Source organism: Streptomyces sp. CNP082 (assembly GCF_059570535.1).
In genome coordinates, this window is sequence record NZ_JCANSZ010000005.1 from 268,068 (window position 1) to 293,568 (window position 25,501).

At 72.6% G+C, this 25,501-nt stretch carries 22 protein-coding genes; 18 read left to right on the forward strand and 4 right to left on the reverse strand.

The features are described 5' to 3' along the window. Positions 1 to 21 precede the first annotated feature (21 nt). The 13 genes from B124_RS06860 (at position 22) to B124_RS06920 (ending at position 14,855) form a co-directional block, all read left to right on the forward strand. Complete coding sequence (locus tag B124_RS06860) at positions 22 to 1,770, forward strand: UDP-N-acetylmuramoyl-L-alanyl-D-glutamate--2,6-diaminopimelate ligase (RefSeq protein WP_496501768.1); 1,749 nt, start codon at positions 22 to 24, stop codon at positions 1,768 to 1,770. After that, positions 1,767 to 3,197 carry a UDP-N-acetylmuramoyl-tripeptide--D-alanyl-D-alanine ligase gene (locus tag B124_RS06865; RefSeq protein WP_496501769.1) on the forward strand — a complete coding sequence of 477 codons (1,431 nt, stop codon included), beginning with the start codon at positions 1,767 to 1,769 and terminating at the stop codon, positions 3,195 to 3,197. Before B124_RS06860 ends, B124_RS06865 begins: the two co-directional genes overlap by 4 nt. Next, positions 3,194 to 4,261 (forward strand): phospho-N-acetylmuramoyl-pentapeptide-transferase, encoded by a 1,068-nt coding sequence (mraY, locus tag B124_RS06870; RefSeq protein WP_496501770.1) that lies wholly within the window; start codon positions 3,194 to 3,196, stop codon positions 4,259 to 4,261. Before B124_RS06865 ends, mraY begins: the two co-directional genes overlap by 4 nt. Then, positions 4,258 to 5,706: a UDP-N-acetylmuramoyl-L-alanine--D-glutamate ligase gene (murD, locus tag B124_RS06875; RefSeq protein ID WP_496501771.1), complete on the forward strand. Its 1,449-nt coding sequence runs from the start codon at positions 4,258 to 4,260 to the stop codon at positions 5,704 to 5,706. The genes mraY and murD overlap by 4 nt, the downstream gene beginning before the upstream one ends. Before the next feature lie 322 nt (positions 5,707 to 6,028). Continuing rightward, the gene (gene ftsW, locus B124_RS06880) at positions 6,029 to 7,459 is read left to right on the forward strand and encodes a putative lipid II flippase FtsW (RefSeq protein WP_496501772.1); all 1,431 of its coding nucleotides are present in this window, start codon (positions 6,029 to 6,031) and stop codon (positions 7,457 to 7,459) included. 6 nt (positions 7,460 to 7,465) lie between these two features. After that, positions 7,466 to 8,560, forward strand: a complete 1,095-nt coding sequence (gene murG, locus B124_RS06885; RefSeq protein ID WP_496501773.1) for an undecaprenyldiphospho-muramoylpentapeptide beta-N-acetylglucosaminyltransferase — start codon at positions 7,466 to 7,468, stop codon at positions 8,558 to 8,560. A 37-nt stretch (positions 8,561 to 8,597) separates the two neighbouring features. Beyond that, positions 8,598 to 9,410: a cell division protein FtsQ/DivIB gene (locus B124_RS06890; RefSeq protein WP_496501774.1), complete on the forward strand. Its 813-nt coding sequence runs from the start codon at positions 8,598 to 8,600 to the stop codon at positions 9,408 to 9,410. Between the two features lie 241 nt (positions 9,411 to 9,651). Further along, a complete protein-coding gene (gene ftsZ / locus B124_RS06895) occupies positions 9,652 to 10,866 on the forward strand; it encodes a cell division protein FtsZ (RefSeq protein WP_496501775.1) in 1,215 nt (404 codons plus the stop codon). A gap of 33 nt (positions 10,867 to 10,899) precedes the next feature. After that, positions 10,900 to 11,634, forward strand: coding sequence for a peptidoglycan editing factor PgeF (pgeF, locus tag B124_RS06900; RefSeq protein ID WP_496501796.1), 735 nt, complete (start codon positions 10,900 to 10,902; stop codon positions 11,632 to 11,634). Then, positions 11,634 to 12,443, forward strand: coding sequence for a YggS family pyridoxal phosphate-dependent enzyme (locus tag B124_RS06905; RefSeq protein WP_496501797.1), 810 nt, complete (start codon positions 11,634 to 11,636; stop codon positions 12,441 to 12,443). Before pgeF ends, B124_RS06905 begins: the two co-directional genes overlap by 1 nt. A gap of 121 nt (positions 12,444 to 12,564) precedes the next feature. Continuing rightward, a complete protein-coding gene (locus B124_RS06910; RefSeq protein WP_496501776.1) occupies positions 12,565 to 13,200 on the forward strand; it encodes a cell division protein SepF in 636 nt (211 codons plus the stop codon). 64 nt (positions 13,201 to 13,264) lie between these two features. Continuing rightward, positions 13,265 to 13,552, forward strand: a complete 288-nt coding sequence (locus tag B124_RS06915; protein ID WP_281618893.1) for a YggT family protein — start codon at positions 13,265 to 13,267, stop codon at positions 13,550 to 13,552. A 64-nt stretch (positions 13,553 to 13,616) separates the two neighbouring features. Beyond that, a complete protein-coding gene (locus tag B124_RS06920; RefSeq protein ID WP_496501777.1) occupies positions 13,617 to 14,855 on the forward strand; it encodes a DivIVA domain-containing protein in 1,239 nt (412 codons plus the stop codon). A gap of 218 nt (positions 14,856 to 15,073) precedes the next feature. Here the strand turns inward: B124_RS06920 and ileS are convergent, their stop codons facing one another. Beyond that, entirely contained in the window at positions 15,074 to 18,262 is a 3,189-nt protein-coding gene (ileS, locus tag B124_RS06925) for an isoleucine--tRNA ligase (protein WP_496501778.1), read from the reverse strand. 522 nt (positions 18,263 to 18,784) lie between these two features. On the opposite strand from ileS, the gene B124_RS06930 reads away from it, so the two are divergent. The 3 genes from B124_RS06930 to B124_RS06940 all read left to right on the forward strand — a co-directional run bounded on the left by B124_RS06930 (position 18,785) and on the right by B124_RS06940 (position 21,512). Further along, positions 18,785 to 19,738 (forward strand): TraR/DksA family transcriptional regulator, encoded by a 954-nt coding sequence (locus tag B124_RS06930; RefSeq protein ID WP_496501779.1) that lies wholly within the window; start codon positions 18,785 to 18,787, stop codon positions 19,736 to 19,738. Positions 19,739 to 19,850: 112 nt separating this feature from the next. Continuing rightward, the gene (lspA, locus tag B124_RS06935; protein WP_496501780.1) at positions 19,851 to 20,525 is read left to right on the forward strand and encodes a signal peptidase II; all 675 of its coding nucleotides are present in this window, start codon (positions 19,851 to 19,853) and stop codon (positions 20,523 to 20,525) included. Positions 20,526 to 20,570: 45 nt separating this feature from the next. After that, positions 20,571 to 21,512 (forward strand): RluA family pseudouridine synthase, encoded by a 942-nt coding sequence (locus B124_RS06940; protein WP_496501781.1) that lies wholly within the window; start codon positions 20,571 to 20,573, stop codon positions 21,510 to 21,512. A gap of 22 nt (positions 21,513 to 21,534) precedes the next feature. Here B124_RS06940 and B124_RS06945 read toward each other — a convergent pair whose 3' ends face one another. Further along, positions 21,535 to 22,614, reverse strand: a complete 1,080-nt coding sequence (locus tag B124_RS06945; protein ID WP_496501782.1) for a mechanosensitive ion channel family protein — start codon at positions 22,612 to 22,614, stop codon at positions 21,535 to 21,537. A 53-nt stretch (positions 22,615 to 22,667) separates the two neighbouring features. Between B124_RS06945 and B124_RS06950 the strand changes: the two genes are divergently transcribed. Further along, positions 22,668 to 23,261 (forward strand): dienelactone hydrolase family protein, encoded by a 594-nt coding sequence (locus B124_RS06950; protein WP_496501783.1) that lies wholly within the window; start codon positions 22,668 to 22,670, stop codon positions 23,259 to 23,261. 15 nt (positions 23,262 to 23,276) lie between these two features. On the opposite strand, the gene B124_RS06955 is transcribed toward B124_RS06950, so the two are convergent. Together B124_RS06955 and B124_RS06960 are read right to left on the reverse strand one after the other, a co-directional pair. Beyond that, positions 23,277 to 24,074, reverse strand: coding sequence for a thioredoxin domain-containing protein (locus B124_RS06955; protein ID WP_496501784.1), 798 nt, complete (start codon positions 24,072 to 24,074; stop codon positions 23,277 to 23,279). A 64-nt stretch (positions 24,075 to 24,138) separates the two neighbouring features. Further along, entirely contained in the window at positions 24,139 to 24,780 is a 642-nt protein-coding gene (locus B124_RS06960; RefSeq protein WP_496501798.1) for a hypothetical protein, read from the reverse strand. A gap of 184 nt (positions 24,781 to 24,964) precedes the next feature. Between B124_RS06960 and B124_RS06965 the strand changes: the two genes are divergently transcribed. Beyond that, positions 24,965 to 25,501, forward strand: a 537-nt coding sequence (locus B124_RS06965; RefSeq protein WP_496501785.1) for a PHP domain-containing protein, incomplete at its 3' end; no start/stop codon positions are given.

Consider the following 25,501-nt stretch of genomic DNA (forward strand, 5'->3'; position numbering starts at 1 on the left):
CGGAAAGATCGGACCTGCGCAGTGAGCACAATCACGGACGATCCGGGGAACCGCGAACCGCGGCCCCCCTGGCTTGGCAGTGCGGCAGGCGGGCCCGGTACGCTGCCCGCCGTGCCCCACCCCGATCAGTCCCACCAGGAAGCGTCGGGCGCCCCGGCGAAGCATCCGGGGGCGCCCCGCCCCGCCGAGGTCGGCCCCGTACCGCTCACGGATCTGGCCGACCGGCTGGGCACCGGTGTCACCGGCGAGGCCGGGGGCGTCACCGTCACCGGCATCACCCACGACTCCCGCGCCGTACGTCCCGGCGACGTCTACGCCGCGCTGCCCGGCGCCCGGCTGCACGGCGCCGACTTCGCCGCGCAGGCCGCCGACCTGGGCGCCGCCGCGGTGCTCACCGACCCGGCCGGCCTGGAGCGGGCCGCCGGCACGGGGCTGCCGGTGCTGGTCGTCGGCGACCCGCGGGGCCGGATGGGGGAGCTGGCCGCCGCGGTCTACGGCGAGCCGGGGCGGGACCTGCTGCAGCTCGGGGTCACCGGCACGTCGGGCAAGACCACGACCGCGTACCTCGTCGAGGGCGGGCTGCGGGCCGCGGCCGAGAAGGCCGGCGCCGGGCTCACCGGCCTCATCGGCACGGTCGAGACGCGCATCGGCGACGAGCGGCTGAAGTCGGAGCGGACCACGCCGGAGGCGACGGACCTGCAGGCGCTGTTCGCCGTGATGCGGCAGCGCGGCGTCGCGTCGGTGGCGATGGAGGTCTCCAGCCACGCGCTGGTGCTCGGCCGGGTCGACGGCGTCCTCTTCGACGTCGCCGTCTTCACCAACCTCAGCCCGGAGCACCTGGACTTCCACACCGACATGGAGGACTACTTCCGGGCGAAGGCGCAGCTCTTCACGCCGGCCAGGTCGCGCACGGGCGTCGTCAACATCGACGACGAGTACGGGGCACGCCTGGCCGAGGAGGCCGCGGCCCCCGACGGCGGCTACCCCGTGACCACGTACTCCGCGGAGGGCCACCCGGACGCCGACTGGCGCGCCGAGGACGTGGAGGTCGGCGTGCTCGGCTCCACGTTCACCGCGGTCGGGCCCGGTGGCATCGCGGTCCCCGCCAAGGCCCCGCTGCCCGGCACGTTCAACGTCTCCAACACCCTCGCCGCCATCGCCGCGCTCGTCACCGCCGGCATCGACCCGGCCACCGCCGCGAGCGGCGTGGCCGCCGTGCCGGGCGTGCCGGGCCGGCTGGAGCGGGTCGACGCGGGCCAGGGCTACCTCGCCGTCGTCGACTACGCACACAAGCCCGACGCACTGGAGTCCGTGCTGCGCGCGCTGCGCAAGGTCACCGAGAACCGGCTGCACGTCGTCGTCGGCTGCGGCGGCGACCGCGACCCGCACAAGCGCGGGCCCATGGGCGCCGCCGCCGCCCGGCTCGCCGACACCGCGGTGCTCACCTCCGACAACCCCCGCTCCGAGGACCCCCTCGCGATCCTCGCCGTGATGCTCGCCGGCGCCGCCGAGGTGCCGGTCTACGAGCGCGGCGACGTGCTGGTCGAGGCCGACCGGGCGGGTGCCGTCGCCATCGCGGTGGCCCGCGCCGGCGCCGGCGACACGGTGCTGATCGCCGGCAAGGGCCACGAGCAGGGCCAGGACACGGCCGGTGTCGTACGCCCCTTCGACGACCGCGACGAGCTGCGCGCGGCGATCCGTGCCCGGCTCGCCGGCGGAGGGGATGCCGCCGGCGGCCTACCCGCCGATCCCGCGGGAGGCGACCGGTGATTCCGCTCAGCCTCGCCGAGGTCGCCGACCTGACCGGAGGCGAGCTGCACGGCGTGGCCGACCCGCAGGCGCTGGTCACCCGCCCTGTGGTCATCGACTCGCGGCAGGCGGAACCGGGCAGCCTCTTCGCCGCGTTCACCGGTGAGCACGTCGACGGGCACGACTTCGCCGCCGGCGCCGTCGCCGCCGGCGCCACCGGCGTCCTGGGCACCCGCCCGGTCGGGGGCGTGCCGACCGTCGTGGTCCCGTCCGTGCCCCCGGCGCTCAGCGCGCTGGCCAAGCACGTCGTCGCCCGGCTCAGCGGTTCGCTCACCGCGCTCATCGCGCTCACCGGCTCCTCGGGCAAGACGTCCACCAAGGACCTGCTCGCCCAACTGCTGCAGCGCCTCGGCCCGACCGTCTACACCCACGGTTCCTTCAACAACGAGATCGGCCATCCGGTCACGGCCCTGCAGGCCGCCCCCGACACCCGGTACCTGCTGCTGGAGATGGGCGCGCGCGGCCTCGGCCACATCCGCGAGCTGGCCGACGTGACGCCGCCGCGCATCGGGCTCGTCCTCAACGTCGGCACCGCGCACATCGGCGAGTTCGGCGGCCGGGAGCAGATCGCCGCGGCCAAGGGCGAGCTGGTCGAGGCGCTGCCGCCGGGGGCGGACGGCGGGGTCGCGGTGCTCAACGCCGACGACCCCCTCGTCCGCGCGATGGCCTCCCGCACCCGGGCGCGCACCCTCCTCTACGGCGAGGCACCCGAGGCTGACGTACGGGCCGCGGACGTCCGGCTCACCGATGACGGGCGGCCGGAATTCACCCTGCACACGCCTGCCGGCAGCGCCGGTGTGATCATGCGGCTGTACGGTGAGCACCACGTGTCGAACGCGCTTGCCGCCGCCGCCGTCGCGTACGAGCTGGGCATGTCCCCGAAGCGGATCGCCGAGGCGCTCTCCGCCGCCGAGGCCCTGTCCGGCCGGCGGATGGAAGTCAGGCGGCGGGCGGACGGCGTGACGGTCGTCAACGACGCGTACAACGCCAACCCCGAGTCCACGCGGGCCGCGCTGCGCGCGCTCGCCGCCATGGGACGGGGCAGCACGACGCCGGGGGGCCGGACGTTCGCCGTGCTGGGCGCGATGGCGGAGCTCGGCGACCACGCCATGGCCGAACACGACGGCGTGGGCCGGCTGGCCGTCCGCCTGGGCATCAGCAAGCTCGTGGCAGTGGGCCGGCAGGAGGCCGCCTGGCTGGACATGGGCGCGAAGAACGAGGGTTCGTGGGGTGAGGAGTCGGTGCACGTGTCCGACGTCGACGCGGCGGTCGACCTGATGCGCGGCGAGCTGCGGCCGGGAGATGTCGTGCTCGTCAAGGCATCCAGATCCGAGGCACTGTGGCGGGTGGCGGAAGCGCTGCTCGCCGAGGAGGGCGCCGCCCGATGAGGCAGATCCTCTTCTCCGGGGCCCTCGGGCTCTTCTTCTCCCTCATCGGCACCCCGCTGCTGATCAAGCTCCTGGCCCGCCGGGGCTACGGGCAGTTCATCCGCGACGACGGCCCGCAGGCGCACCACAGCAAGCGCGGCACGCCGACGATGGGCGGCGTCGCATTCATCCTGGCCACGATCGTCGCGTACGCGATCACCAAGGTCGCCACCAGCAGTTCGCCCACGTACTCCGGGCTGCTGGTGCTCTTCCTGATGGCCGGCCTGGGCCTGGTCGGCTTCCTCGACGACTACATCAAGATCGTCAAGCAGCGCAGCCTGGGCCTGCGGGCCAAGGCGAAGATGCTCGGGCAGTTCACCGTTGGCATCGCCTTCGCGGTGCTGTCGCTGAACTTCGAGGACCACCGCCAGTTGACGCCGGCGTCCACCAAGCTGTCGTTCACCCAGGACTTCGGCTGGTCGATCGGGCCCGTGCTCTTCGTCATCTGGGCGCTGTTCATGATCCTGGCGATGTCGAACGGCGTGAACCTCACCGACGGCCTGGACGGCCTGGCCACCGGCGCCTCGGTGATGGTCTTCGGCGCGTACGTCTTCATCGGCGTCTGGCAGTACCAGGAGTCCTGCCTCAACGCGGACGTCCTGACCAACCCCGGCGCCTGCTACGACGTACGCGACCCGCTCGACCTCGCCGTCGTCGCCTCCGCGCTGATGGGCGCCTGCTTCGGCTTCCTGTGGTGGAACACCTCGCCCGCGAAGATCTTCATGGGCGACACCGGCTCGCTGGCCCTCGGCGGCGCGCTCGCGGGACTGGCCATCTCCTCCCGCACCGAGCTGCTCCTGGCCATCCTCGGCGGCCTGTTCGTCCTCATCACCCTGTCGGTGGTGATCCAGGTCGGGTCGTTCCGGATGACCGGCAAACGGGTCTTCAGAATGGCGCCACTCCAGCATCACTTCGAGCTGAAGGGCTGGAGCGAAGTGCTCGTGGTGGTCAGATTCTGGATCATCCAGGGCATGTGCGTGATCGTCGGCCTGGGCATCTTCTACGCCGGCTGGGCGGCCCGGTGAGCGAGTTCGCCGGGCGGCAGGTGACCGTCGCCGGGCTCGGGGTCAGCGGCGGGCCCGCCGCCCGCGCGCTGCACCGGCTGGGCGCGCAGGTCACCGTCGTCGACGGCGCCGACCACGACCGCGCCCGGGCGCAGGCCGCCGAGCTGACGCCGCTGGGCGTGACCGTACGCCTCGGCGACGGCGACACCCTGCCCGCGGGCACGGAACTGGTCGTCACCACGCCCGGATGGAAGCCCTCCGCCCCGCTGTTCGCCGCCGCGGCGGCGGCCGGGGTACCGGTCTGGGGCGACGTGGAGCTGGCCTGGCGGCTGCGCGGCACGTCGCCTTCGGGCCGGCCGCCCGCCGACTGGCTGGCGATCACCGGCACCAACGGCAAGACCACCGCCGTGAAGATGCTCGCGGGCATGCTCACCGCCGCCGGGCTGCGCACCGCCGCCGTCGGCAACATCGGCGTCCCGCTGGTCGACGTCGTCACCGGCCACGGCCCGTACGCGGACCTCGACGTGCTCGCCGTCGAGCTGTCCAGCTACCAACTGCACTGGGCGCCGTCAGTCCGCGCCCACTCCGCCGCCGTCCTCAACCTGGCCCCCGACCACCTCGACTGGCACGGCTCCATGGAGGCGTACGCCGCCGACAAGGGCCGTATCTACGAGGGCAACCGCGTGGCGTGCGTCTACAACACCGCCGACCCGGTCACCGAGGAACTGGTGCGCAAGGCCGACGTCGAGGAGGGCTGCCGCGCGGTCGGGTTCACCCTCGGCGCCCCCGCGCCCGGGCAGCTCGGCGTCGTGGACGGGCTGCTGGTGGACCGGGCGTTCGTGCCGGACCCGCAGCGCACGGCGCAGGAACTCGCCGCCGTCGCCGACGTGCAGCCGCCCGCCCCGCACAATGTCGCCAACGCGCTGGCCGCCGCCGCCCTCGCGCGCGCGTACGGGGTCGAACCCGCGGCCGTACGCGAGGGACTGCGCACCTTCCGCCCCGAGCCGCACCGCATCGAACGGGTCGCCGAGGTCGGCGGCGTGACGTACGTGGACGACTCCAAGGCCACCAACACCCACGCCACCGAAGCCTCGCTGGCCGCGTACGACGGCATCGTGTGGATCGCGGGCGGGCTGGCCAAGGGCGCGGTCTTCGACGACCTCGTCGCCGGCGCGGCGCAGCGGCTGCGCGGCGCCGTACTGCTCGGCCGGGACCGGGCGCTGATCGCCGGGGCGCTGGCGCGGCACGCGCCCGGGGTGCCGGTGGTGGACATCGACCGGACGGACTCCGGGGCGATGGCGGCGGCCGTCGCCGAGGCGGCGCGGCTGGCCGAGGACGGCGGCACCGTGCTGCTGGCGCCGGCGTGCGCGTCGATGGACATGTTCACGAACTACAACGTGCGCGGCGAGGCCTTCACCGCCGCGGTGCACGAACTGGCCTCCGGCAGGGGCCGGGGGACCCGCTAACGCGGCGAGGCGTGCGAGCCGGTCTGCACGCTGTGCCGCGCGGGCGTCGGCCGTGTCCGGCAACCGGCTTCCTGCCGAACGGGCCCGGCGCCGCCCGCCAGCGATCGCCGGCAGCGGCCTCCCTGCGCCCCCGGGGCGCTTGGGCGGTCCCTCCCCGGCACCGCCGGCCGCGGGGGCGGACCACGGCGGGACAGGCACGGGGCCCTGGATCCCCGCGGCCCGAAGGGGACCGCGTACCGTCGCGTCGTGCCCCCGGGCGGGGCGCCGGCGTGGCAACCTCGTTGCCCATGGGGGAAGTGCGGTGCCAGCGAGGAGACGGCGGATGAGCAGAGCGGACCAGGAGCGGCGCGCGCGGCGGCCCGCTGCCGCGCGCGGTACGGCCCCGAAGAGACTGCCGCGGCCGGCCCGTACCGTCCCCGCGGCGCGTCCGGCCCGCCGCCTGGGCGCGGGACCGGCCGGGCTGCGCCGGCTCGCGCGCCGGGTACGCCGCGCCTGGGACCGGCCGCTGACCGCGTACTACCTGCTGCTCGGCGGCAGTCTGCTGATCACCGTGCTGGGCCTGGTGATGGTCTTCTCCGCCTCCCAGATCGAGGCGCTCAACAGCGGCCTGGCGTCCACGTACTACTTCCGCAAGCAGCTCGTCGCCGCCGCCCTCGGCACCATCCTGCTGCTCCTCGCCTCCCGGATGCCGGTCCGGCTGCACCGCGCGCTGGCGTACCCGATCCTGGCGATGTCGCTGTTCCTGATGGCCCTGGTGCAGGTGCCGGGGATAGGGCAGTCGGTCAACGGCAACACCAACTGGCTCAACTTCGGCGGCCCGTTCCAGCTCCAGCCCAGCGAGTTCGGCAAGCTGGCACTGGTGATGTGGGGCGCTGACCTGCTGGCACGTAAACAGGACAAGAAGCTGCTCACCCAGTGGAAGCATATGCTGGTGCCGTTGGCGCCCGTGGCGCTGCTGCTGCTCGGTCTCATCATGCTCGGCGGCGACATGGGCACCGCGATGATCCTGGGCGCGATCCTGCTGGGCCTGCTGTGGGTGGCGGGCGCCCCGACCCGGCTGTTCGCGACCGTCATCGCGGTCGGCGTGACCCTGACCGTCGTGCTGTTCACCTCCAGCCCGCACCGCATGGACCGGCTGCGCTGCATCGGCGCCACCGAGCCGGGCCCCGGCGACATCTGCTGGCAGGGCCTGCACGGCATCTACGCCCTCGCCTCCGGCGGCTGGTTCGGCTCCGGGCTCGGCGCGAGTATGGAAAAATGGGGCGAACTCCCGGAACCGCACACCGACTTCATCTTCGCCGTGACCGGGGAGGAACTCGGCCTGGCGGGGACGCTGTCGGTGCTGGCTCTCTTCGCGGCTCTAGGCTATGCGGGTATCCGCGTGGCCGGACGTACGGAGGACGCTTTCGTAAGGTACGCCGCGGGGGGCGTGACCGCCTGGATCATGGCGCAGGTCGTGATCAACATCGGCGCGGTCCTGGGACTGCTGCCCATCGCCGGCGTCCCGCTCCCGCTGTTCTCCTACGGAGGCTCCGCCCTGCTGCCGGCGATGTTCGCCGTGGGGTTGCTGATCGCGTTCGCGCGCGAGGAACCGGCGGCGCGGGCGGCGCTGGCCATGCGGCCCGCGGGGGTGCTGCAGTCTGCTAGAAGAGTGCTCACCGGCAAAAGGCCGGAGAGCACGGCCAACAGAGCCAGGACAGCCAGGAGACAAGGTGACGGACCGCCGGCGGGCGGCCGTCGCGGAGAGCGGTGAAATTCGGTGCATGTCGTACTCGCCGGTGGGGGGACCGCCGGCCACATCGAGCCCGCGCTCGCCCTCGCCGACGCCCTGCGCAGGCAGGACCCGGCGGTGGGCATCACGGCGCTCGGTACCGAGCGCGGGCTCGAGACCAGGCTGGTCCCGGAGCGCGGCTACGAACTGGCGCTGATCCCCGCGGTCCCCCTGCCGCGCAAGCCCACGCCGGAGCTGATCACCGTCCCCGGACGGCTGCGCGGGACCATCAGAGCCGCCGAGGAGGTGCTGGAGCGCACGAAGGCCGACTGCGTCGTCGGCTTCGGCGGCTACGTCGCCCTGCCCGGCTATCTGGCGGCCAAGCGCCGCGGTGTGCCGATCGTGGTGCACGAGGCCAACGCGCGCCCCGGACTTGCCAACAAGATCGGCTCGCGCTACACGAAGTTCGTCGCCGTCTCCACGCCCGACAGCAAGCTGCGGCACGCGAACTACATCGGCATCCCGCTGCGGCGCTCCATCGCCACCCTGGACCGCGCCGCGATGCGCCCCGAGGCGTGCGCCGCGTTCGGGCTCAACCCCAACCTGCCGACGCTGCTGGTCTCCGGCGGCTCGCAGGGCGCCCGCCGGCTCAACGAGGTCGTCGAGTCGGTGGCGCCGTACCTGCAGCGCTCCGGCGTGCAGATCCTGCATGTCGTCGGGCCGAAGAACGAGCTGCCGCAGGTCGACAATATGCCCGGCATGCCGCCGTACGTCACGCTGCCGTACGTGGACCGGATGGATCTCGCCTACGCCGCCGCCGACATGATGCTCTGCCGCGCCGGCGCGATGACGGTCGCCGAACTGTCCGCGGTCGGGCTCCCGGCCGCGTACGTCCCGCTGCCCATCGGCAACGGCGAGCAGCGGCTCAACGCCCAGCCGGTGGTGAAGGCGGGCGGCGGACTGCTCGTCGACGACGCGGAGCTGACGGCGGATTGGGTGCGTCAGGAGGTCCTGCCGGTGCTCACCGACCGCCAGCGGCTGCACGAGATGTCCTGGGCCGCGGCGGAGTTCGGCCGGAGGGATGCCGACGAACTCCTCGTCGGCATGGTGTACCAGGCTGTGGACGGCAGACGGAGATCATAGGTCCGCGATCTCACCACACCAGGCAGGGGGTACGGGGATGGCCGGAGCGGTCCGCGAGAAGGCGGCGGCCGGCCGCGAGAAGCGCGGCGCCGGGTCCGGCGGTCCGCCCGCCGCCCGGCGGCCGGCCGGCCGCCGGGGCCGGCGGCTGCCGAGCCGCCGGGTGCTGATCGCCGTGCTGCTCGTGGCGCTCGTGCTCGGCGGGTTCTCCGGCTGGGCCCTGTACGGCTCGAACTGGCTGCGGGTGGAGCAGGTGACGGTCTCCGGCACGGACGTGCTGACCGCCGACGAGGTGCTGGACGCCGCCCGGGTCGCCGAGGGTGTGCCGATGGTGACCGTCGACACGGACGCGGTCGAGGCGCGGCTGGCGGCGGAGTTGCCGCGTATCGGCACCGTGGCCGTCGACCGCGACTGGCCGCACCGGATCGCGGTGACGGTCACCGAGCGGCAGCCGGCGGTGCTGTTGCGCAAGGGGGAGTCTTTCGTGGAAGTCGACGACGAGGGTGTGCGGTTCGCCACGGTGCGCACGCCGCCCGAGAAGGTGCCGGTAGTGGAGATGCAGGTGGCGGACTCGCCGAGCCTGGACCGCTTCGGCCGGCAGCGGCTGCGCGAGAGCGCGGTACGGGTCGCGGGCGCGCTCTCCGGGCGCGTGCGCCGTGACACCCGTACCATCCTTGTGCGTTCATATGACTCCGTCACGCTCGAGCTGTCCGGAGGGCGGACCGTGCTGTGGGGGAGCGCGGAGCGGGGCGCGGCGAAGTCGAAGACGCTGGCGGCGGTCATGAAAGCGGAGCGCGATGCCCGGTACTTCGACGTCAGCGTTCCCAGCGCCCCGGCGGCGTCGTCGAGTTGACGCACATATGCGCAGTTCAGACCCCCCGTGAGGGGTCGCAACGCCTGATCACATAGGGTGAAAAGAAAAACGGGAGGTTCGGCGTGTTCATTGAACGCGGAAGCCTTGTCGACTTAGTGTCTCGTTCCAAGAGTCCAGGTACGGGATGCTGCGGTAACCCTAAACTTCACGCTTAGGGTTCGACCGGCGTTCGGGGACCCCCACAAACGGCAGACGTAACTCGAGGCGAGAGGCCTTCGACGTGGCAGCACCACAGAACTACCTCGCGGTCATCAAGGTCGTCGGTATCGGCGGCGGTGGCGTCAACGCCATCAACAGGATGATCGAGGTCGGTCTCAAGGGCGTCGAGTTCATCGCGATCAACACCGACGCGCAGGCACTGCTGATGAGCGACGCGGACGTCAAGCTCGACGTCGGTCGCGAGCTGACCCGCGGTCTCGGCGCGGGCGCCAACCCGGACGTCGGCCGCAAGGCCGCCGAGGACCACCGGGAGGAGATCGAGGAGGTGCTCAAGGGCGCCGACATGGTCTTCGTCACCGCCGGCGAGGGCGGCGGCACCGGCACCGGCGGTGCGCCGGTCGTGGCGAACATCGCCCGGTCGCTGGGCGCGCTCACCATCGGCGTCGTGACCCGCCCGTTCACCTTCGAGGGCCGGCGCCGCGCGAACCAGGCCGAGGACGGCATCGCCTCGCTGCGCGACGAGGTCGACACCCTCATCGTGATTCCCAACGACCGGCTGCTTTCGATCTCCGACCGCCAGGTGAGCGTTCTCGACGCTTTCCGCTCCGCGGACCAGGTGCTGCTCTCCGGTGTCCAGGGCATCACGGACCTCATCACCACCCCGGGCCTGATCAACTTGGACTTCGCGGACGTCAAGTCCGTGATGTCGGAGGCGGGTTCCGCGCTGATGGGCATCGGCTCGGCACGCGGCGACGACCGCGCGGTGGCCGCGGCCGAGATGGCGATCTCCTCGCCGCTGCTGGAGGCGTCCATCGACGGCGCCCGCGGTGTACTGCTGTCCATCTCCGGCGGCTCGGACCTCGGCCTGTTCGAGATCAACGAGGCGGCCCAACTGGTCAGCGAGGCGGCCCACCCGGAGGCGAATATCATCTTCGGCGCGGTGATCGACGACGCCCTCGGCGACGAGGTGCGCGTCACGGTCATCGCCGCCGGGTTCGACGGCGGCCAACTCCCGTCGAAGAACCGGGACAAGGTCCTCGGCTCGTACGGCGGGCGCGACGAGTCCCCGGCCGAGTCGGTCGCGGACCCCGCCCCCGCCAGGGCCGCCGAGCCGGAGCGCCCCGCGTTCAGCGGCCTCGGCTCCCTGTCCGGCGGGAGCACCGAGGACAGCGTCCCGGCGCCGCTGCCGCCGCCCGCGACCCCGCAGGTGCCGGCGGCCCGGCCGTACCCGGACAGCGAGGCCGAGGAGCTGGACGTGCCGGACTTCCTGAAGTGACCGGCGGGTTGATCAAGTAACGTACAACCCGTGATAGGGGAGACATACACGACAGGCGGCGCTCACTTCGCCTTCACCGACCGGTGGGGCGGCGTGAGCGCCGCTCCGTACGCGGAGCTGAATCTCGGCGGCGCCGTCGGTGCGGACGATCCGGCGGCGGTCGCGGCCAACCGCGACCGCGCCGCCCGCTCCCTCGGGGTCGAGCCCGCGCGGGTCGTGTGGATGCACCAGGTGCACGGGCGCGACGTCGCCGTCGTCGACGGGCCCTGGGGCGACGCGCCCCCGCCCGCCGTGGACGCCGTCGTCACCCGCGCCCGCGGCGTGCCGCTCGCCGCCCGCGGCGCCGACTGCGTGCCGCTGCTCCTCGCAGACCCCGCCGCGGGGGTGGCGGGTGCCGCGCACGCCGGGCGGCCCGGCATGGTCGCCGGGGTGGCCGGGGCCGCGGTCGAGGCGATGGCCGGGCTCGGCGCCGAGCCCGCGCGGATCGTCGCCCGCCTCGGGCCGGCCGTCTGCGGACGCTGCTACGAGGTCCCCGAGGCGCTGCGCGAGGAAGCCGCCGGGCAGGTGCCGGCGGCGCGCGCGACGACGAGCTGGGGGACGCCGGCACTGGACATCCGTGCGGGCGTGGTCGCGCAGTTGGCAGCGCTGGGTGTGGGAATGATCACAGTGTCGGACGTGTGCACGCTGGAGTCCGAGGACCACTTCTCGTACCGGCGCGAAGGTGCCACGGGCCGGCACGCGGGGTACGTCTGGCTGGACGGGGAATGATGAACGGGATCACGGGGGACGGCGGGATGCCTGAGGGGGCGGACCGGGAGCGCCGGGACGAGTTGGCGGCGAACCTGGCGCGCGTGGAGGAACGCATCGCCGGCGCGTGCGCCGCGGCGGGCCGCAAGCGCGAGGAGGTCACGCTCGTCGTCGTGACCAAGACCTACCCCGCGAGCGACGTGCTGCTGCTGGCGACCCTGGGCGTGCGGCACGTGGCCGAGAACCGCGACCAGGAGGCCGCGGGCAAGGCCGCACTGTGTGCGCAGTGGTACGCGGAACGGCGCGCGGACGCGCCGCTCACGTGGCACTTCGTCGGCCAGTTGCAGACCAACAAGGCGCGTTCCGTGGCCCGCTACGCGGACTACGTGCACTCCGTCGACCGTCCCCGGCTCGTCACGGCGCTCGCCGCGGCGGCGCAGCGCGAGGGCCGCGAACTGGGCTGCCTGTTGCAGGTGGCGCTCGACAAGGAAGCGGACTCCGGCGAGGATTCCGGCAGCGGTGCGACGGCGGACCGCGGCGGTGTCGCACCCGGTGACGTACCGGCGCTGGCGGACGCGGTGGCGGCGGCCCAAGGGCTGCGGCTGTGCGGGCTGATGACGGTCGCGCCGCTGGCCGGGACGTACGCGGGGCGGCAACGGGCGGCGTTCGAGCGGGTGGTGGAAATCTCATCCCGCCTGCGCGTCGCGCATCCGGCTGCAACGATGGTCTCGGCAGGGATGAGCGGTGACCTGGAGGAGGCAATTTCCGCAGGAGCGACACACGTACGCGTCGGCACCGCGGTACTCGGAGTCCGGCCTCAGCTCCGGTAACGTCGCCAAGCGAGTCGGATCACAGTAGAAAATAAGCTTCATTCCCGGTCAATTCAGGCAGGGCAGCGTGGATCACGTCACTGGCGAAGATCGATCCACCGCAGAGCGGAGGGCGTAGAGCATGGCCGGCGCAATGCGCAAGATGGCGGTCTACCTCGGCCTCGTGGAGGACGATGGGTACGACGGCCCGGGGTACGACCCCGACGACGAGTTCGAGCCGGAGCCCGAGCCCGAGCGTCGCCACCGCCACCAGGCCCCGCAGCCGCCGCAGCAGGAGGAGCCGCCCCGGGCGATCGCTCAGCCGCCGGCGCAGCGGGAGCGGCCCACGGACCGGGAGCCCGCGGGGCGTTCCCCCGGACTACTGTCCGAATCGGGGCGTTCGGGGCGAATCGCTCCCGTGTCTTCCATCACACCTGACCGTCCCAGCCTGGAGAAGAGTGCCCCGGTGATCATGCCCAAGGTCGTATCCGAGCGGGAGCCCTACCGGATCACGACGCTTCACCCGCGTACGTACAACGAGGCACGTACCATCGGGGAACACTTCCGCGAGGGCACGCCTGTGATCATGAACTTGACCGAGATGGACGATACGGACGCGAAGCGACTTGTCGACTTTGCGGCTGGACTCGTCTTCGGTCTGCACGGCAGCATCGAGCGCGTGACTCAGAAGGTGTTCCTGTTGTCGCCTGCTAACGTCGATGTAACAGCGGAGGACAAGGCCCGCATCGCAGAGGGCGGGTTCTTCAACCAAAGCTGAGCCAGGCAACACTGTGCGAGCGGCCGTGGGGGCCGGAACGCGAAGGGGAGAGGACCACAGCGAGATGGACGTCGCGCTTCAAGTGATCTACATCGCGCTGTTCGTTTTCCTGATCGTGCTGATCTTCCGGCTGATCATGGACTACGTGTTCATGTTCGCCCGCTCCTGGGAGCCGGGCAAGCCCATGGTGGTGTTGCTTGAGGGCGCCTATACGGTCACGGATCCACCACTCAAGCTCCTGCGGCGGTTCATCCCGCCGCTGCGTCTAGGGGGCGTGGCGCTGGACCTGTCCTTCTTCGTCCTGATGATCATCGTCTACATCCTGCTCACCGTGGTGGGCGGAGCGAGGTGACGATGGAGCGGGACGGAGACTGTCGATATGCCGATGTCGCCGATGACTACGTTGAGGTGAAGAAATGCCGCTGACCCCCGAGGACGTGCGGAACAAGCAGTTCACGACCGTCCGACTCCGAGAAGGCTATGACGAGGACGAAGTCGACGCCTTCCTCGACGAGGTCGAGGCCGAACTGACCCGGCTGCTCCGCGAGAACGAGGACCTGCGGGCCAAGCTGGCCGCGGCGACCCGGGCCGCGGCGCAGAGCCAGGGGATGCGCAAGGGACCCGAGCCGCAGGACCGTCCCGGTCCTCCCGGACACGGCGGGCCGGTGCCCGCCGCCATATCGGGCCCGCAGCCGGTGCCGCCGCAGCAGATGGGCCCGCCGCAGGGCGGCCCGCCTCAGCTTCCTTCCGGCGCACCCCAGCTGCCCGCAGGTCCCGGTGGCATGGGTCCCGGCGGCCCCGGCGGTCCCGGTGGTCCTCCCGGTCACGGTCCGCACGGCCCCGGCCCGATGGGTCCCGGCGGCCCGGGCGGGCCTGGTGGTCCCGGCGGTCCCGGCGGTCCCGGTCACGCCCCGCACGGCGGCCCGCCGCAGCACGTCGGCGCCCCCCCGCAGCAGCACGCCGGCCCGCCGCAGCAGCACGGCGGCCCCGGCCCGCAGCAGGGCGGTCCCGTCGGCGGTGACAGCGCCGCCCGGGTGCTGTCGCTGGCCCAGCAGACCGCGGACCAGGCGATCGCCGAGGCCCGCGCAGAGGCCAACAAGATCGTCGGTGAGGCCCGCAGCCGCGCCGAGGGTCTGGAGCGCGACGCGCGTGCCAAGGCCGACGCCCTGGAGCGGGACGCGCAGGAGAAGCACCGCGTGGCGATGGGCTCCCTGGAGTCCGCGCGCGCCACGCTGGAGCGCAAGGTCGAGGACCTGCGCGGCTTCGAGCGCGAGTACCGCACCCGGCTGAAGTCGTACCTGGAGTCCCAGCTCCGCCAGTTGGAGAACCAGGCGGACGACTCGCTCGCCCCGCCCCGTACGCCCGCGGCGGCCTCGCTGCCCGCGGCGGCGGCACCCGCGCCGGCGCCCGCGCCCTCGATGGCCCCGGCCGGTGCCGGTGCCATGAGCGGCCCGCCCAGCATGGGCGGCGGCATGGGCGGCCAGCAGCCCATGCCGACCAGGCAGCCGGCGGCGGGCGGCCCGTCGTACGGCAGCCAGCAGCAGATGTCCCCGGCCATGACGCAGCCCATGGCGCCGGTGCGCCCGCAGGGCGGTCCGATGCAGCAGCCGCCGTCGCCGATGCGCGGCTTCCTCATCGACGAGGACGACAACTGAGCACGGCCTGACGGCCGTCGGCATATCGCAAAGGGCCGGGTCCCGCGGAACGCTCGCCGCGGGGCCCGGCCCTTTGCGTGCCCGCGTACGCGGTCAGGCCCGGGCGGGGGCCGCGGCAGGGGCCGTGGCGGGGGCCTCGGCGGGGGGAGTGGAAACGGAGACGGCGCCCCGTCCCCGTGGGCTCACGGAGGCGGGGCGCCGCAGGCAGCGGGCCTGGGTCAGGCCCGGACGAGCCGGAACGTCAGGGACAGCGGCTCGTCGGTGAACGGCTCGCCGTAGCCCGCGGCTTCGGCCGCCTCACCCGGGGCGAAGTCCGTCGCGAGGACCTCCTCCGCGATCAGCCCGGCGTGGTCCGTGAGCGCCTGGCGGACCTCCGCGTCGGTCGTCGACCAGCGCAGCCGGATCCGGTCCGCGACGTCCAGGCCGGAGTTCTTCCGCGCCTCCTGGACCAGCCGGATCACGTCCCTGGCCAGGCCCGCGCGGCGCAGCTCCGGCGTGATCTCCAGGTCCAGCGCCACGGTCGCGCCCGCGTCGGAGGCCACCGACCAGCCTTCCCGCGGGGTCTCCGTGATGATGACCTCGTCCGGGGAGAGCGCCACCGTCTCGCCGTCGACCTCCACCGTCGCGCTGCCGGCGGTGCGCAGGGCGGCCGACAGCGCCGCCGCGTCCGCTGCCGCGACGGCCTTCGCCACGTCCTGCACCCGCTTGCCGAAGCGCTTGCCCAGCGCGCGGAAGTTGGCCTTCGCGGTGGTGTCCACCAGGGAGCCGCCGGCCGCGCCACCGCCGGCCGCGCCACCGGCAGCCTCGGACAGGTCCGCGAGCGCGGTGACGTTCAGCTCCTCGGCGATCTGTGCGCGCAGCTCCTCCGGCAGCGTCCCGAATCCCGCGGCGGCCACCAGCGCCCGTGACAGCGGCTGGCGGGTCTTCACCCCGGACTCCGCCCGCGAGGCCCGGCCCAGCTCCACCAGGCGCCGTACGAGCTGCATCTGCCGCGACAGCTCCGGGTCGAACGCCGCGGCGCCGGAGGCGGCCGGCTCCGGCCACGCCGCCAGGTGCACCGAGGCCGGGGCGTCCGGCGTGACGGGCACCACGAGGTCCTGCCACACCCGCTCGGTGATGAACGGCACCACCGGGGCCAGCAGCCGCGTCACCGTCTCCAGTACGTCGTGCAGGGTGCGCAGCGCCGCCGCGTCGCCCCGCCAGAAGCGCCGCCGGGAGCGGCGCACGTACCAGTTCGACAGGTCGTCGACGAAGGCGGACAGCAGCTTGCCGGCGCGCTGGGTGTCGTAGGCGTCGAGGGCGTCGGTCACCCGGGCCGTCAGCGCGTTCAGCTCGCCGAGCAGCCAGCGGTCCAGCAGCGGGCGGTCGGCGGGCGCCGGGTCGGCGGCCGAGGGCGCCCAGCCGGCGGTGCGGGCGTACAGGGCCTGGAAGGACACCGTGTTCCAGTACGTCAGCAGGGTCTTGCGCACGACCTCCTGGATCGTCCCGTGGCCCACCCGCCGGGAGGCCCAGGGCGAGCCGCCGGCGGCCATGAACCACCGCACCGCGTCGGCGCCGTGCTGTTCCATCAGCGGGATGGGCTCCAGGATGTTGCCCAGGTGCTTGGACATCTTGCGGCCGTCCTCGGCGAGGATGTGCCCGAGGCAGACCACGTTCTCGTAGCTGGACTTGTCGAAGACGAGCGTGCCGACGGCCATCAGCGTGTAGAACCAGCCGCGGGTCTGGTCGATGGCCTCGCAGATGAACTGCGCGGGGTAGCGGGTCTCGAAGACGTCCTTGTTCTGGTACGGGTAGCCCCACTGCGCGAAGGGCATCGAGCCCGAGTCGTACCAGGCGTCGATGACCTCCGGCACCCGCTCCGCCCGCAGCGTGCAGCCGTCGGCGGTGCAGGGGAAGGTGACCTCGTCGATGTACGGGCGGTGGGGGTCGAGACCGGACTGGTCGGTGCCGGTCAGCTCGGTCAGCTCGGCCAGGGAGCCGACGCAGGTGAAGTGGTCCTCGGCGCAGCGCCAGACGGGCAGCGGGGTGCCCCAGTAGCGGTTGCGGGACAGGGCCCAGTCGACGTTGTTGTCGAGCCAGTCGCCGTAGCGGCCGTGCTTGACGGAGTCCGGGTGCCAGTTCGTGCGCTCGTTCTCGCGCAGCAGGGCGTCCTTGACCTCGGTGGTGCGGATGTACCAGGACGGCTGGGCATAGTAGAGCAGCGCCGTGTGGCAGCGCCAGCAGTGCGGATAGCTGTGCTCGTACGGCTCGTGCCGGAACATCAGCCCGCGCGCCTCGAGATCGGCGACCAGCGCCTCGTCGGCCTTCTTGAAGAACTGGCCGCCGACCAGGGGCAGCTCCGCTTCGAAGGTGCCGTCGGGACGGACCGGGTTGACCACGGGCAGGCCGTACGCCCGGCAGGTCCTCATGTCGTCCTCGCCGAACGCGGGCGACTGGTGCACCAGGCCGGTGCCGTCCTCGGTCGTCACGTACTCCGCGTTGACGACGAAGTGCGCGTCGGGGATCTCCACCAGGTCGAACGGGCGGCGGTAGGTCCAGCGCTCCAGCTCCCGGCCGGTGAAGGTCTGCCCGGTCGGCTCCCAGCCCTCGCCGAGCACCTTCTCCACGAGCGGCTCGGCGACGACGACCCGCTCCCTGCCGTCGGTGGCCACGACGTAGGTGACGTCGGGGTGGGCGGCGACCGCGGTGTTGGACACCAGGGTCCACGGGGTCGTCGTCCACACCAGCAGCGCCGCCTCGCCGGCCAGCGGTCCTGAGGTGAGCGGGAAGCGGACGTAGACCGAGGGGTCGACCACGGTCTCGTACCCCTGCGCCAGCTCGTGGTCGGACAAGCCGGTGCCGCAGCGCGGACACCAGGGGGAGACGCGGTAGTCCTGGACGAGCAGGCCCTTGTCGTAGATCTGCTTCAGGGACCACCAGACGGACTCCACGTACTCCGGGTTCATCGTCCAGTACGCGTCGTCGAGGTCGACCCAGTAGCCCATCCGCTCGGTGAGCTCGGCGAAGGCGTCCGTGTGCCGCTGGACCGAGGCGCGGCACCTGTCGTTGAACTCGGCGATGCCGTACGCCTCGATGTCCTGCTTGCCGTTGAAGCCGAGCTCCTTCTCCACGGCCAGCTCCACCGGCAGCCCGTGGCAGTCCCAGCCGGCCTTGCGCGCCACGTGGTAGCCCCGCATGGTGCGGAAGCGCGGGAAGACGTCCTTGAAGACGCGGGCCTCGATGTGGTGGGCACCCGGCATGCCGTTGGCGGTGGGCGGCCCCTCGTAGAAGACCCACTCGGGCCGGCCCTCGGACTGCTCCAGGGAGCGGGCGAAGACCTTCTGCTCCCGCCAGAAGTCGAGCACGGCGTGTTCGAGGGCGGGCAGGTCGACCTGGGCGGGTACCGGTCGGTACAGGGGCGTAGTCATCGGGGACTCATCCTCCGGCTGGCGTGCTGACGGCCGAACCGGAGGGACGAGAGCCGGGGCTCCCGCGGTACCACCCTCCTTGGCGGCGGAGCGCATCTCACGCGCCCACCGCCCCCTCGTTGGGGCAGCGCTGCCGGTTCTACTCGCCCGGGGGCTTTCCTCCGGCGGCTCCGGGGTGATCTTCGCGCCGTGCACACCGCCCGGGCTCGCACCGTCCCCGGGTCGCTCCTCGGCTGCGTACGGAACTACTCGTCCCCATCCACGCCTGTCGCTGCCGACAGTGTACGGCCCCGGGGTACGCGCCGCCGACCGGGTTTGTGCGCCGCGGGTGCCGGGGCCGTTTGGCCCAGCGGCGGCGAACCGTACGAGTGGGCGGAAGCCCGGGATTACCCGGCGCGCGGCTGGGCACAACGTTTTGAGACCGGTCAGCCATGGCGTGCCCTGTTGCCGCGGACCCAGTGTCGATTTATCGTTCCGGCACCATTCGCGAACAAGATCACAATATGTGAAGGGGTCCCGGCCATGGTTGCGAAGAAGACCGCGCCGGCGGCGAAAAAGTCCACAGCGAAGAAGACCGCGGCGAAGAAGGCGGCAAAGAAGGCGCCGGCGAAGAAGGCCGCCGCAGGCCGGGCCACGGCGGAGGCCGCGGGGGAGCGGGCGGCGGAGCAGGCCACGAAGAAGCAGGCCACGAAGAAGCAGGCGCCGAAGGTGGCCGCGAAGGTGGCCGCGAAGGCGGCGGCCACGACGGCCACGAAGGCGGCTGTGAAGAAGGCCGCGGGGAAGAAGACGGCGGCGACCGCGGGGGCGGCCGGCGGCGCCGTCCCCGCGAAGAAGTCGCCGCCCGCGAAGAAGGCCGCGGCCAGGAAGGCGCCGGCCGAGAGGACCGAGCCCGCGAGGAAAACCGCGGCACGGGCCGCCGCCCCGGCGCGGAAGCCGGCGAAGAAGGCGGCGGCCAAGAAGACGTCCGCCAGGACGTCTCCGGGGAAGAAGACGGGAGCCAAAACGGTGGTCGCAAAGAAGACGCAGGTGGTGGAGGCCCCGGTCGCCGAGGCGGCGGGCGGGACGGCAGCACCGGCCGAGCCGGGGGAGCTGGCCGTGCGTCCGGGGGAGGACCCCTGGACTCCCGAGGAGATCGAGGAGGCCCGCCAGGGCCTGCTGGACGAGGTCGCGAGCCTGCGCTCGGAGATCCGCGCCTCCGAGGAGGCCGTCAGCGGGCTGATGCGCGACTCCGGCGGCGGCGCCGGAGACGACCAGGCCGACACGGGGACGAAGAACATCTCGCGCGAGCACGAGATGGCGCTCGCCGCCGGTGCCCGGGAGCGGCTGATGCAGACCGAGCGCGCCCTCCTGCGGCTGGACGACGGCACGTACGGGCGGTGCGAGAACTGCGGCAAGCCGATCGGCAAGGCGCGGATGCAGGCGTTCCCGCGGGCCACCCTGTGCGTGGAGTGCAAGCAGCGGCAGGAGCGCCGCTGAGGGGCTGCCGAGGCGCTGACGGGGCCGGTGGGCAGCGGTTACGGGCTGTGGTGCGGCGGCTCGTACGGGTGTGCCGTACGCTCGACCCCAGTCAGCGCACCGGAGGGCACACGTGACAGAGGCGGAGCGGATCAGCGGGGACGCCACGGAGCCCCGCGGTCAGGACGAGGGGTCCTCCGCGGCGGACGAGAAGCCCGTGGCCGGTGCCGGTGCCGGCGAGACCGGCACGGCAGCCGCGACGGGTGCGGCAGGTGAGGCCGGCAAGGGCGAGGACGACGCGCAGGAGGCGGCGGCCCGCGGCCCCAGGCGCATCGGCGTGCTCCTCGGCGTCGCCGCCCTCGTCTACGTCCTCGACCTCGTCACGAAGCTGATCGTGGTCGCAGAACTGGAGCCGGACAACCGCTCCGTCGAGGTCGTCGGCGACCTGCTGCGCTTCCAGGTCGTCCGCAACGCGGGCGCGGCGTTCGGCATCGGGGAGTCGATGACCGTCATCTTCACGCTGATCGCGGTCATCGTCATCGCCGTCATCGCCCGGCTGGCGCGCAAGCTCTACAGCCTGCCCTGGGCCATCGCGCTCGGCCTGCTGCTCGGCGGCCCGCTCGGCAACCTCACCGACCGCCTCTTCCGCTCCCCGGGCTTCTTCGAGGGCCACGTCGTGGACTTCATCGCCCCCGAGCACTTCGCGGTGTTCAACCTGGCGGACTCCGCGATCGTCTGCGGCGGCATCCTCATCGTGGTCCTGTCCTTCCGCGGCCTGGACCCCGACGGCACCATCCACCGCGGCTGACTGCGGCTGTCCGGGGAGCCCGTACGCGCCTGCGATACTTCCCCCGTGAGTACCGTGCCCGAGATCCGCACCCTGCCCGTACCCGACGGCCTCGAAGGCGAGCGGCTCGACGCCGCGCTCGCCCGGATGTTCGGGTTCTCCAGGACCAAGGCCGCCGAGCTGGCCGGCGCCGGCAAGGTCCTCGTCGACGGGCGGGAGGCCGGGAAGTCGGACCGGGTGACGGCCGGCGCGTGGCTGGAGGTCGAGATGCCGGCGCCCGCGGCGCCGGTGCGGATCGTCGCCGAGCCGGTGCCCGGGATGACCGTGGTCTACGACGACGAGCACGTGGTCGTCGTCGACAAGCCGGTCGGCGTCGCCGCCCACCCCAGCCCCGGCTGGAGCGGGCCCACGGTGGTCGGCGGCCTGGCCGCCGCGGGGTACGCCATCTCCACCTCCGGCGCCGCCGAGCGGCAGGGCGTGGTGCACCGGCTGGACGTCGGCACCTCGGGGCTGATGGCGGTGGCCAAGTCGGAGCGCGCGTACACGCTGCTGAAGCAGCAGTTCCGGGAGCGTACGGTCGACAAGCGCTACCACGCGCTGGTCCAGGGCCACCCCGACCCGCTCAGCGGCACCATCGACGCCCCCGTGGGCCGCCACCCCGTGCACGACTACAAGTGGGCCGTCGTCGCCGACGGCAAGCCCAGCGTCACGCACTACGACCTCGTGGAGGCGTTCCGCGCGGCCAGCCTGCTCGACATCAAGCTGGAGACCGGCCGCACCCACCAGATCCGCGTGCACATGTCCGCCCACCGCCACCCGTGCGTCGGCGACCTCACGTACGGCGCGGACCCCGTGCTCGCCAGGCGGCTCGGCCTGGAGCGGCAGTGGCTGCACGCCGTACGGCTGGGCTTCGAGCACCCCGAGGACGGCCGGTGGGCGGAGTTCACGTCGGAGTACCCCGAGGACCTGCGGCGGGCCCTGGAGACCGTACGCGCGGACAGCGCCTGACCGCCGCCGGGGCCTCCGCGTCCTACGGCACCTCGGCGTCCGGGCGGTGCGCCGCGCCGGACGGCGGCGCCTGCGCCGTCATCACCTTCGGCAGCGCGTACGGGTGCTTGTCCCGCAGCCAGGCGATCAGCTCCTCGCGCACCATGCAGCGCAGGTCCCACAGCGCATCCGCGTCCCGCGCGGTGGCCAGTGCCCGTACCTGCATCGTGGTCGGCGTGGTGTCCGTGACCACCAGGCTCCAGTTGCGCCCGTCCCAGTGCGCGCAGCCGAGCAGCACCTCGTGCAGCCGCTCGCGCAGCTCGCGCACCGGCGCGGAGTGGTCCAGGTGGAAGTAGACCGTGCCGGTCAGCTCGGGGCCGCCGCGCGACCAGTTCTCGAAGGGCTGGCCGGTGAAGTATGAGACGGGGATGGTGATGCGGCGCTCGTCCCAGGTCTTCACGGTCAGGAACGTCAGCGTGATCTCCTCGATCGTCCCCCACTCGCCCTCCACGACGACCGTGTCGCCGATACGCACCAGGTCGCCGAAGGCGATCTGCAGCCCCGCGAAGAGGTTGCCCAGCGTCGACTGGGCGGCGATGCCGGCGATGATGCCGATGACGCCGGCGGACGCCAGCATCGACGTGCCCACCGCCCGCATCTGCGGGAACGTCAGCAGCATGGCGGCCACGGCGACCGTGCAGATGACGAACACCACGACGCGCTGGATCAGCGTGAGCTGCGTACGCACCCGCCGGCGGCGGGCGGAGTCGCGGGCCTTGGCCTTGTAGCGGTGGTACATCAGCTCCACCGCGACCGCGACCACCTTCGTCAGCAGCCACGCCAGCGCCGCGATCAGCAGCAGCGTCAGCACGCGCGTGACGAACGTCCTGCTGTCGTCGCTGTGGGCCAGATCCGCGCGCGTGTACGTGCCCAGCAGGATCGACGTGAGGATGGCGAACTGCAGCGGCGCGCGGCAACTGCGCAGCAGACCCCATATCGGGGTCTCTGGGTGCCGGGCGTCGGCGCGGCGCAGCAGCAGGTCGACCACGACCCCGGCGATCGCGGTGACCGCGACGGCGCCGCCGATGACCAGGACGGGCCGGAGCACATCCTCGGTGGACACGTGAGCCTCCTTCGAGCGCGGACCTCCCTGACCGTATCTGCCACGATGGGCGCATGACGATTCTGCTCTTCCACTCCATGTACGGACTGCGACCGGCCGTGCACGCCACGGCGGAGCGCTGGCGCGCCGCCGGGCACGAGGTGGTCGTGCCCGACCTCTTCGACGGGCGTACCGCGGAGACGGCCGAGGAAGGGCTGGCGCTCAGGGACGAGATCGGCAGGGATGAGCTGCTGGCGCGCGCCGTGAAGGCCGCGGCGCCGCACTCGGCGGGCGGGGTGCTGTACGCGGGGCTGTCGCTCGGGGGCGCGCTGGCGCAGAACCTGGCGCTGGCCGACGAGCGCGCGCGGGGGCTGCTGCTGATGCACGGCACGTCCGACGTCGCCGACGGGGCCACCGCCGCCTCCGGCGAGCTGCCGGTGCAACTGCACGTGGCGGACCCCGACCCGTACGAGACGCACGACTGGCAGACGGCCTGGTACCTGCGGATGGGCCGGGCCGGCGCCGACGTGGAGGTCTTCCGCTACCCGGGCGCGGGGCACCTGTTCACCGACCCCGGCCTGGCGGACTACGACGCCCAGGCGGCGCAGTCCGCCTGGCCGGTGGCGGATGCGTTCGCGGCGGAGCTGGACGTGCGCTCCGCCGCGTAACGCGGGCGGGAGCGCTTACGCGCCCAGCTTGTCCAGCTCGGCGGGGAGCGCGGAGCCCTCGACGTTCTCGCCGTCGATCCTGATCGTCGGGGTGGAGTCGACGCCGGCGTCCTCGAAGCTGTTGATCATCTCCAGGGCCCACTTGTCGAACGTGCCCTTGTTGACGGCCTTCTGGAACTGCTTGTTGCCCTTCAGCTCGTCGACGTTCTTGGCGACGTCCAGCAGGTACTCGTTGTCGGCGAACTTGTCCTCGCTCTCCGCCGGGTGGTGTTCGGCGGAGTAGAGCAGCCCGTGGTACTCCTTGAACGCCTCGGTGCTGACGTCCAGGGCCGCGCCCAGGGCGCTGGCGGCGTTCTTGGAGCCGTTGCCGCCGAAGTTGCCGTCGATGATCGCGCCGAGGGTGACGCGGAGCTGGTACTTGCCGTCCTCGGCGCCCTTCTTGAGCCGCTCGCCCAGTTGCTGCTCGAACTGCGCGCAGGCGGGGCAGCGCAGGTCCTCGTAGACGTCGATGGTCTTCTCGGCGTCCTCGCCGCCGAGCACGACGGTGGTGCCCTTCTCGCCCTCGGCGTTCGCCGGCTGGACGAGCTTGGCGCTCTTCGCGGCGCTCCAGTCCTTGTCGCTGCCGCCGTCGTCACCGCCGCCGGCGACGGAGATCGCGACGGCGATGCCGCTGACGATGGCCAGCACGCCGACGACGGCGCCGGCGACGAAGAGCTGCCGGCGCACCTTCTCCTTCTTGGCCTGCTTCTCGCGCTCGACGCGCAGCCGCTCGCGCGCGGCCCGCTTGGCTTCCTGGCTGTTTCGCTTGCTCATGAGGTGAGGTCCTTGTGTGTGGTCGGAGTGGCTGTGTGCGTGCTTGTTCGGCCTGGCTGCCGGATCAGGCAGCGGCCGGGCACGGCGGGCCACGCCGCAGGACCGAGTGCAGCAGGTGCGGCTGCGGGCGGGCGGCGCGGGTACGGTCCGACCGGCGGCCGGGGCGGCCGGTGCTCCGTACCGGGGCGACGGTGACGATCGCGACGGCCAGCAGCAGCGGCCGGAAGGCCACGGCAGCGGCGGCGCGCAGCAGCCCGGCGAGCGCCGCCTCGCCGCGGCGCAGCCAGGCGGCGGCGACCAGGCCGACGGCGACGTGGGCGGCGAGCAGCAGCCAGGGGCTGGCGGCGGTGCCGGCCAGGGCCTCGCCGCGGGCGGTCATCCGGGCCAGCGGGGTGCCGAACTCGCCGGAGCAGAGCAGGTCGAGCCCCAGGGAGCGCATGGAGCCGGCGACGGGGCCGCCGGACTGGCCGTAGCAGGTGTGCTGGCCGGTGGTGAAGACGGTGTCGGCCGTCAGCTCCAGCGGCACGAGCAGGGCCGCGATGCCCCAGTAGCCCCGCTCGCGGCGGCCGGCGAGCAGATAGGCGACGGCGAAGACGCCGGCGGAGAGCGCGGCGAGCGTGCCGAGGGGGAGGGGGGTGGCCGAAAGGAGGACGTGGGCGCCCGCGGACAGGCTGATGCACAGCGCGGTGAAGACCGCCGCGCGCATCAGCCTGATCGTTACGGTCGCGTGTTCCATCGTGCGTGATTCTGCCATGGCGGACGGTAAACCGCGGCTAAAGGGGAGGCCCGGTTCCGGTCCGGCCGGGGCCCGCGGTGTCAGTGCCGGGTCCTAGACTTCCCAGCGTCCTGCCCGAGCCCTCGCGCCCGTCGTCTGCTGGAGGTCCTCCGCCGTGGCCAAGCCGCCTTTTACGCATCTGCATGTGCACACGCAGTATTCGCTGCTGGACGGGGCGGCGCGGTTGAAGGACATGTTCGCGGCGTGCCGTGAGATGGGGATGTCGCATATTGCGATGACGGACCACGGGAATCTGCATGGTGCGTATGACTTCTTTACGCAGGCGTCGGCGGCGGGGNTGACGCCGATTATCGGTATTGAGGCGTATGTGGCGCCGGAGTCGCGGCGGAACAAGCGGAAGGTGCAGTGGGGGCAGCCGCATCAGAAGCGTGATGACGTGTCGGGTTCCGGTGGGTATACGCATAAGACGATCTGGGCGTCGTCGCGTACGGGTCTGCATAATCTGTTCCGGTTGTCGTCGGANGCGTACAAGGAGGGGTGGCTGCAGAAGTGGCCGCGGATGGACAAGGAGGTGATCGCGGAGCATGCGGAGGGGNTGATCGCTTCTACGGGGTGTCCGTCGGGTGAGGTGCAGACGCGGTTGCGGCTGGGGCAGTTCGATGAGGCGCTGGCGGCGGCGGCGTGGTATCAG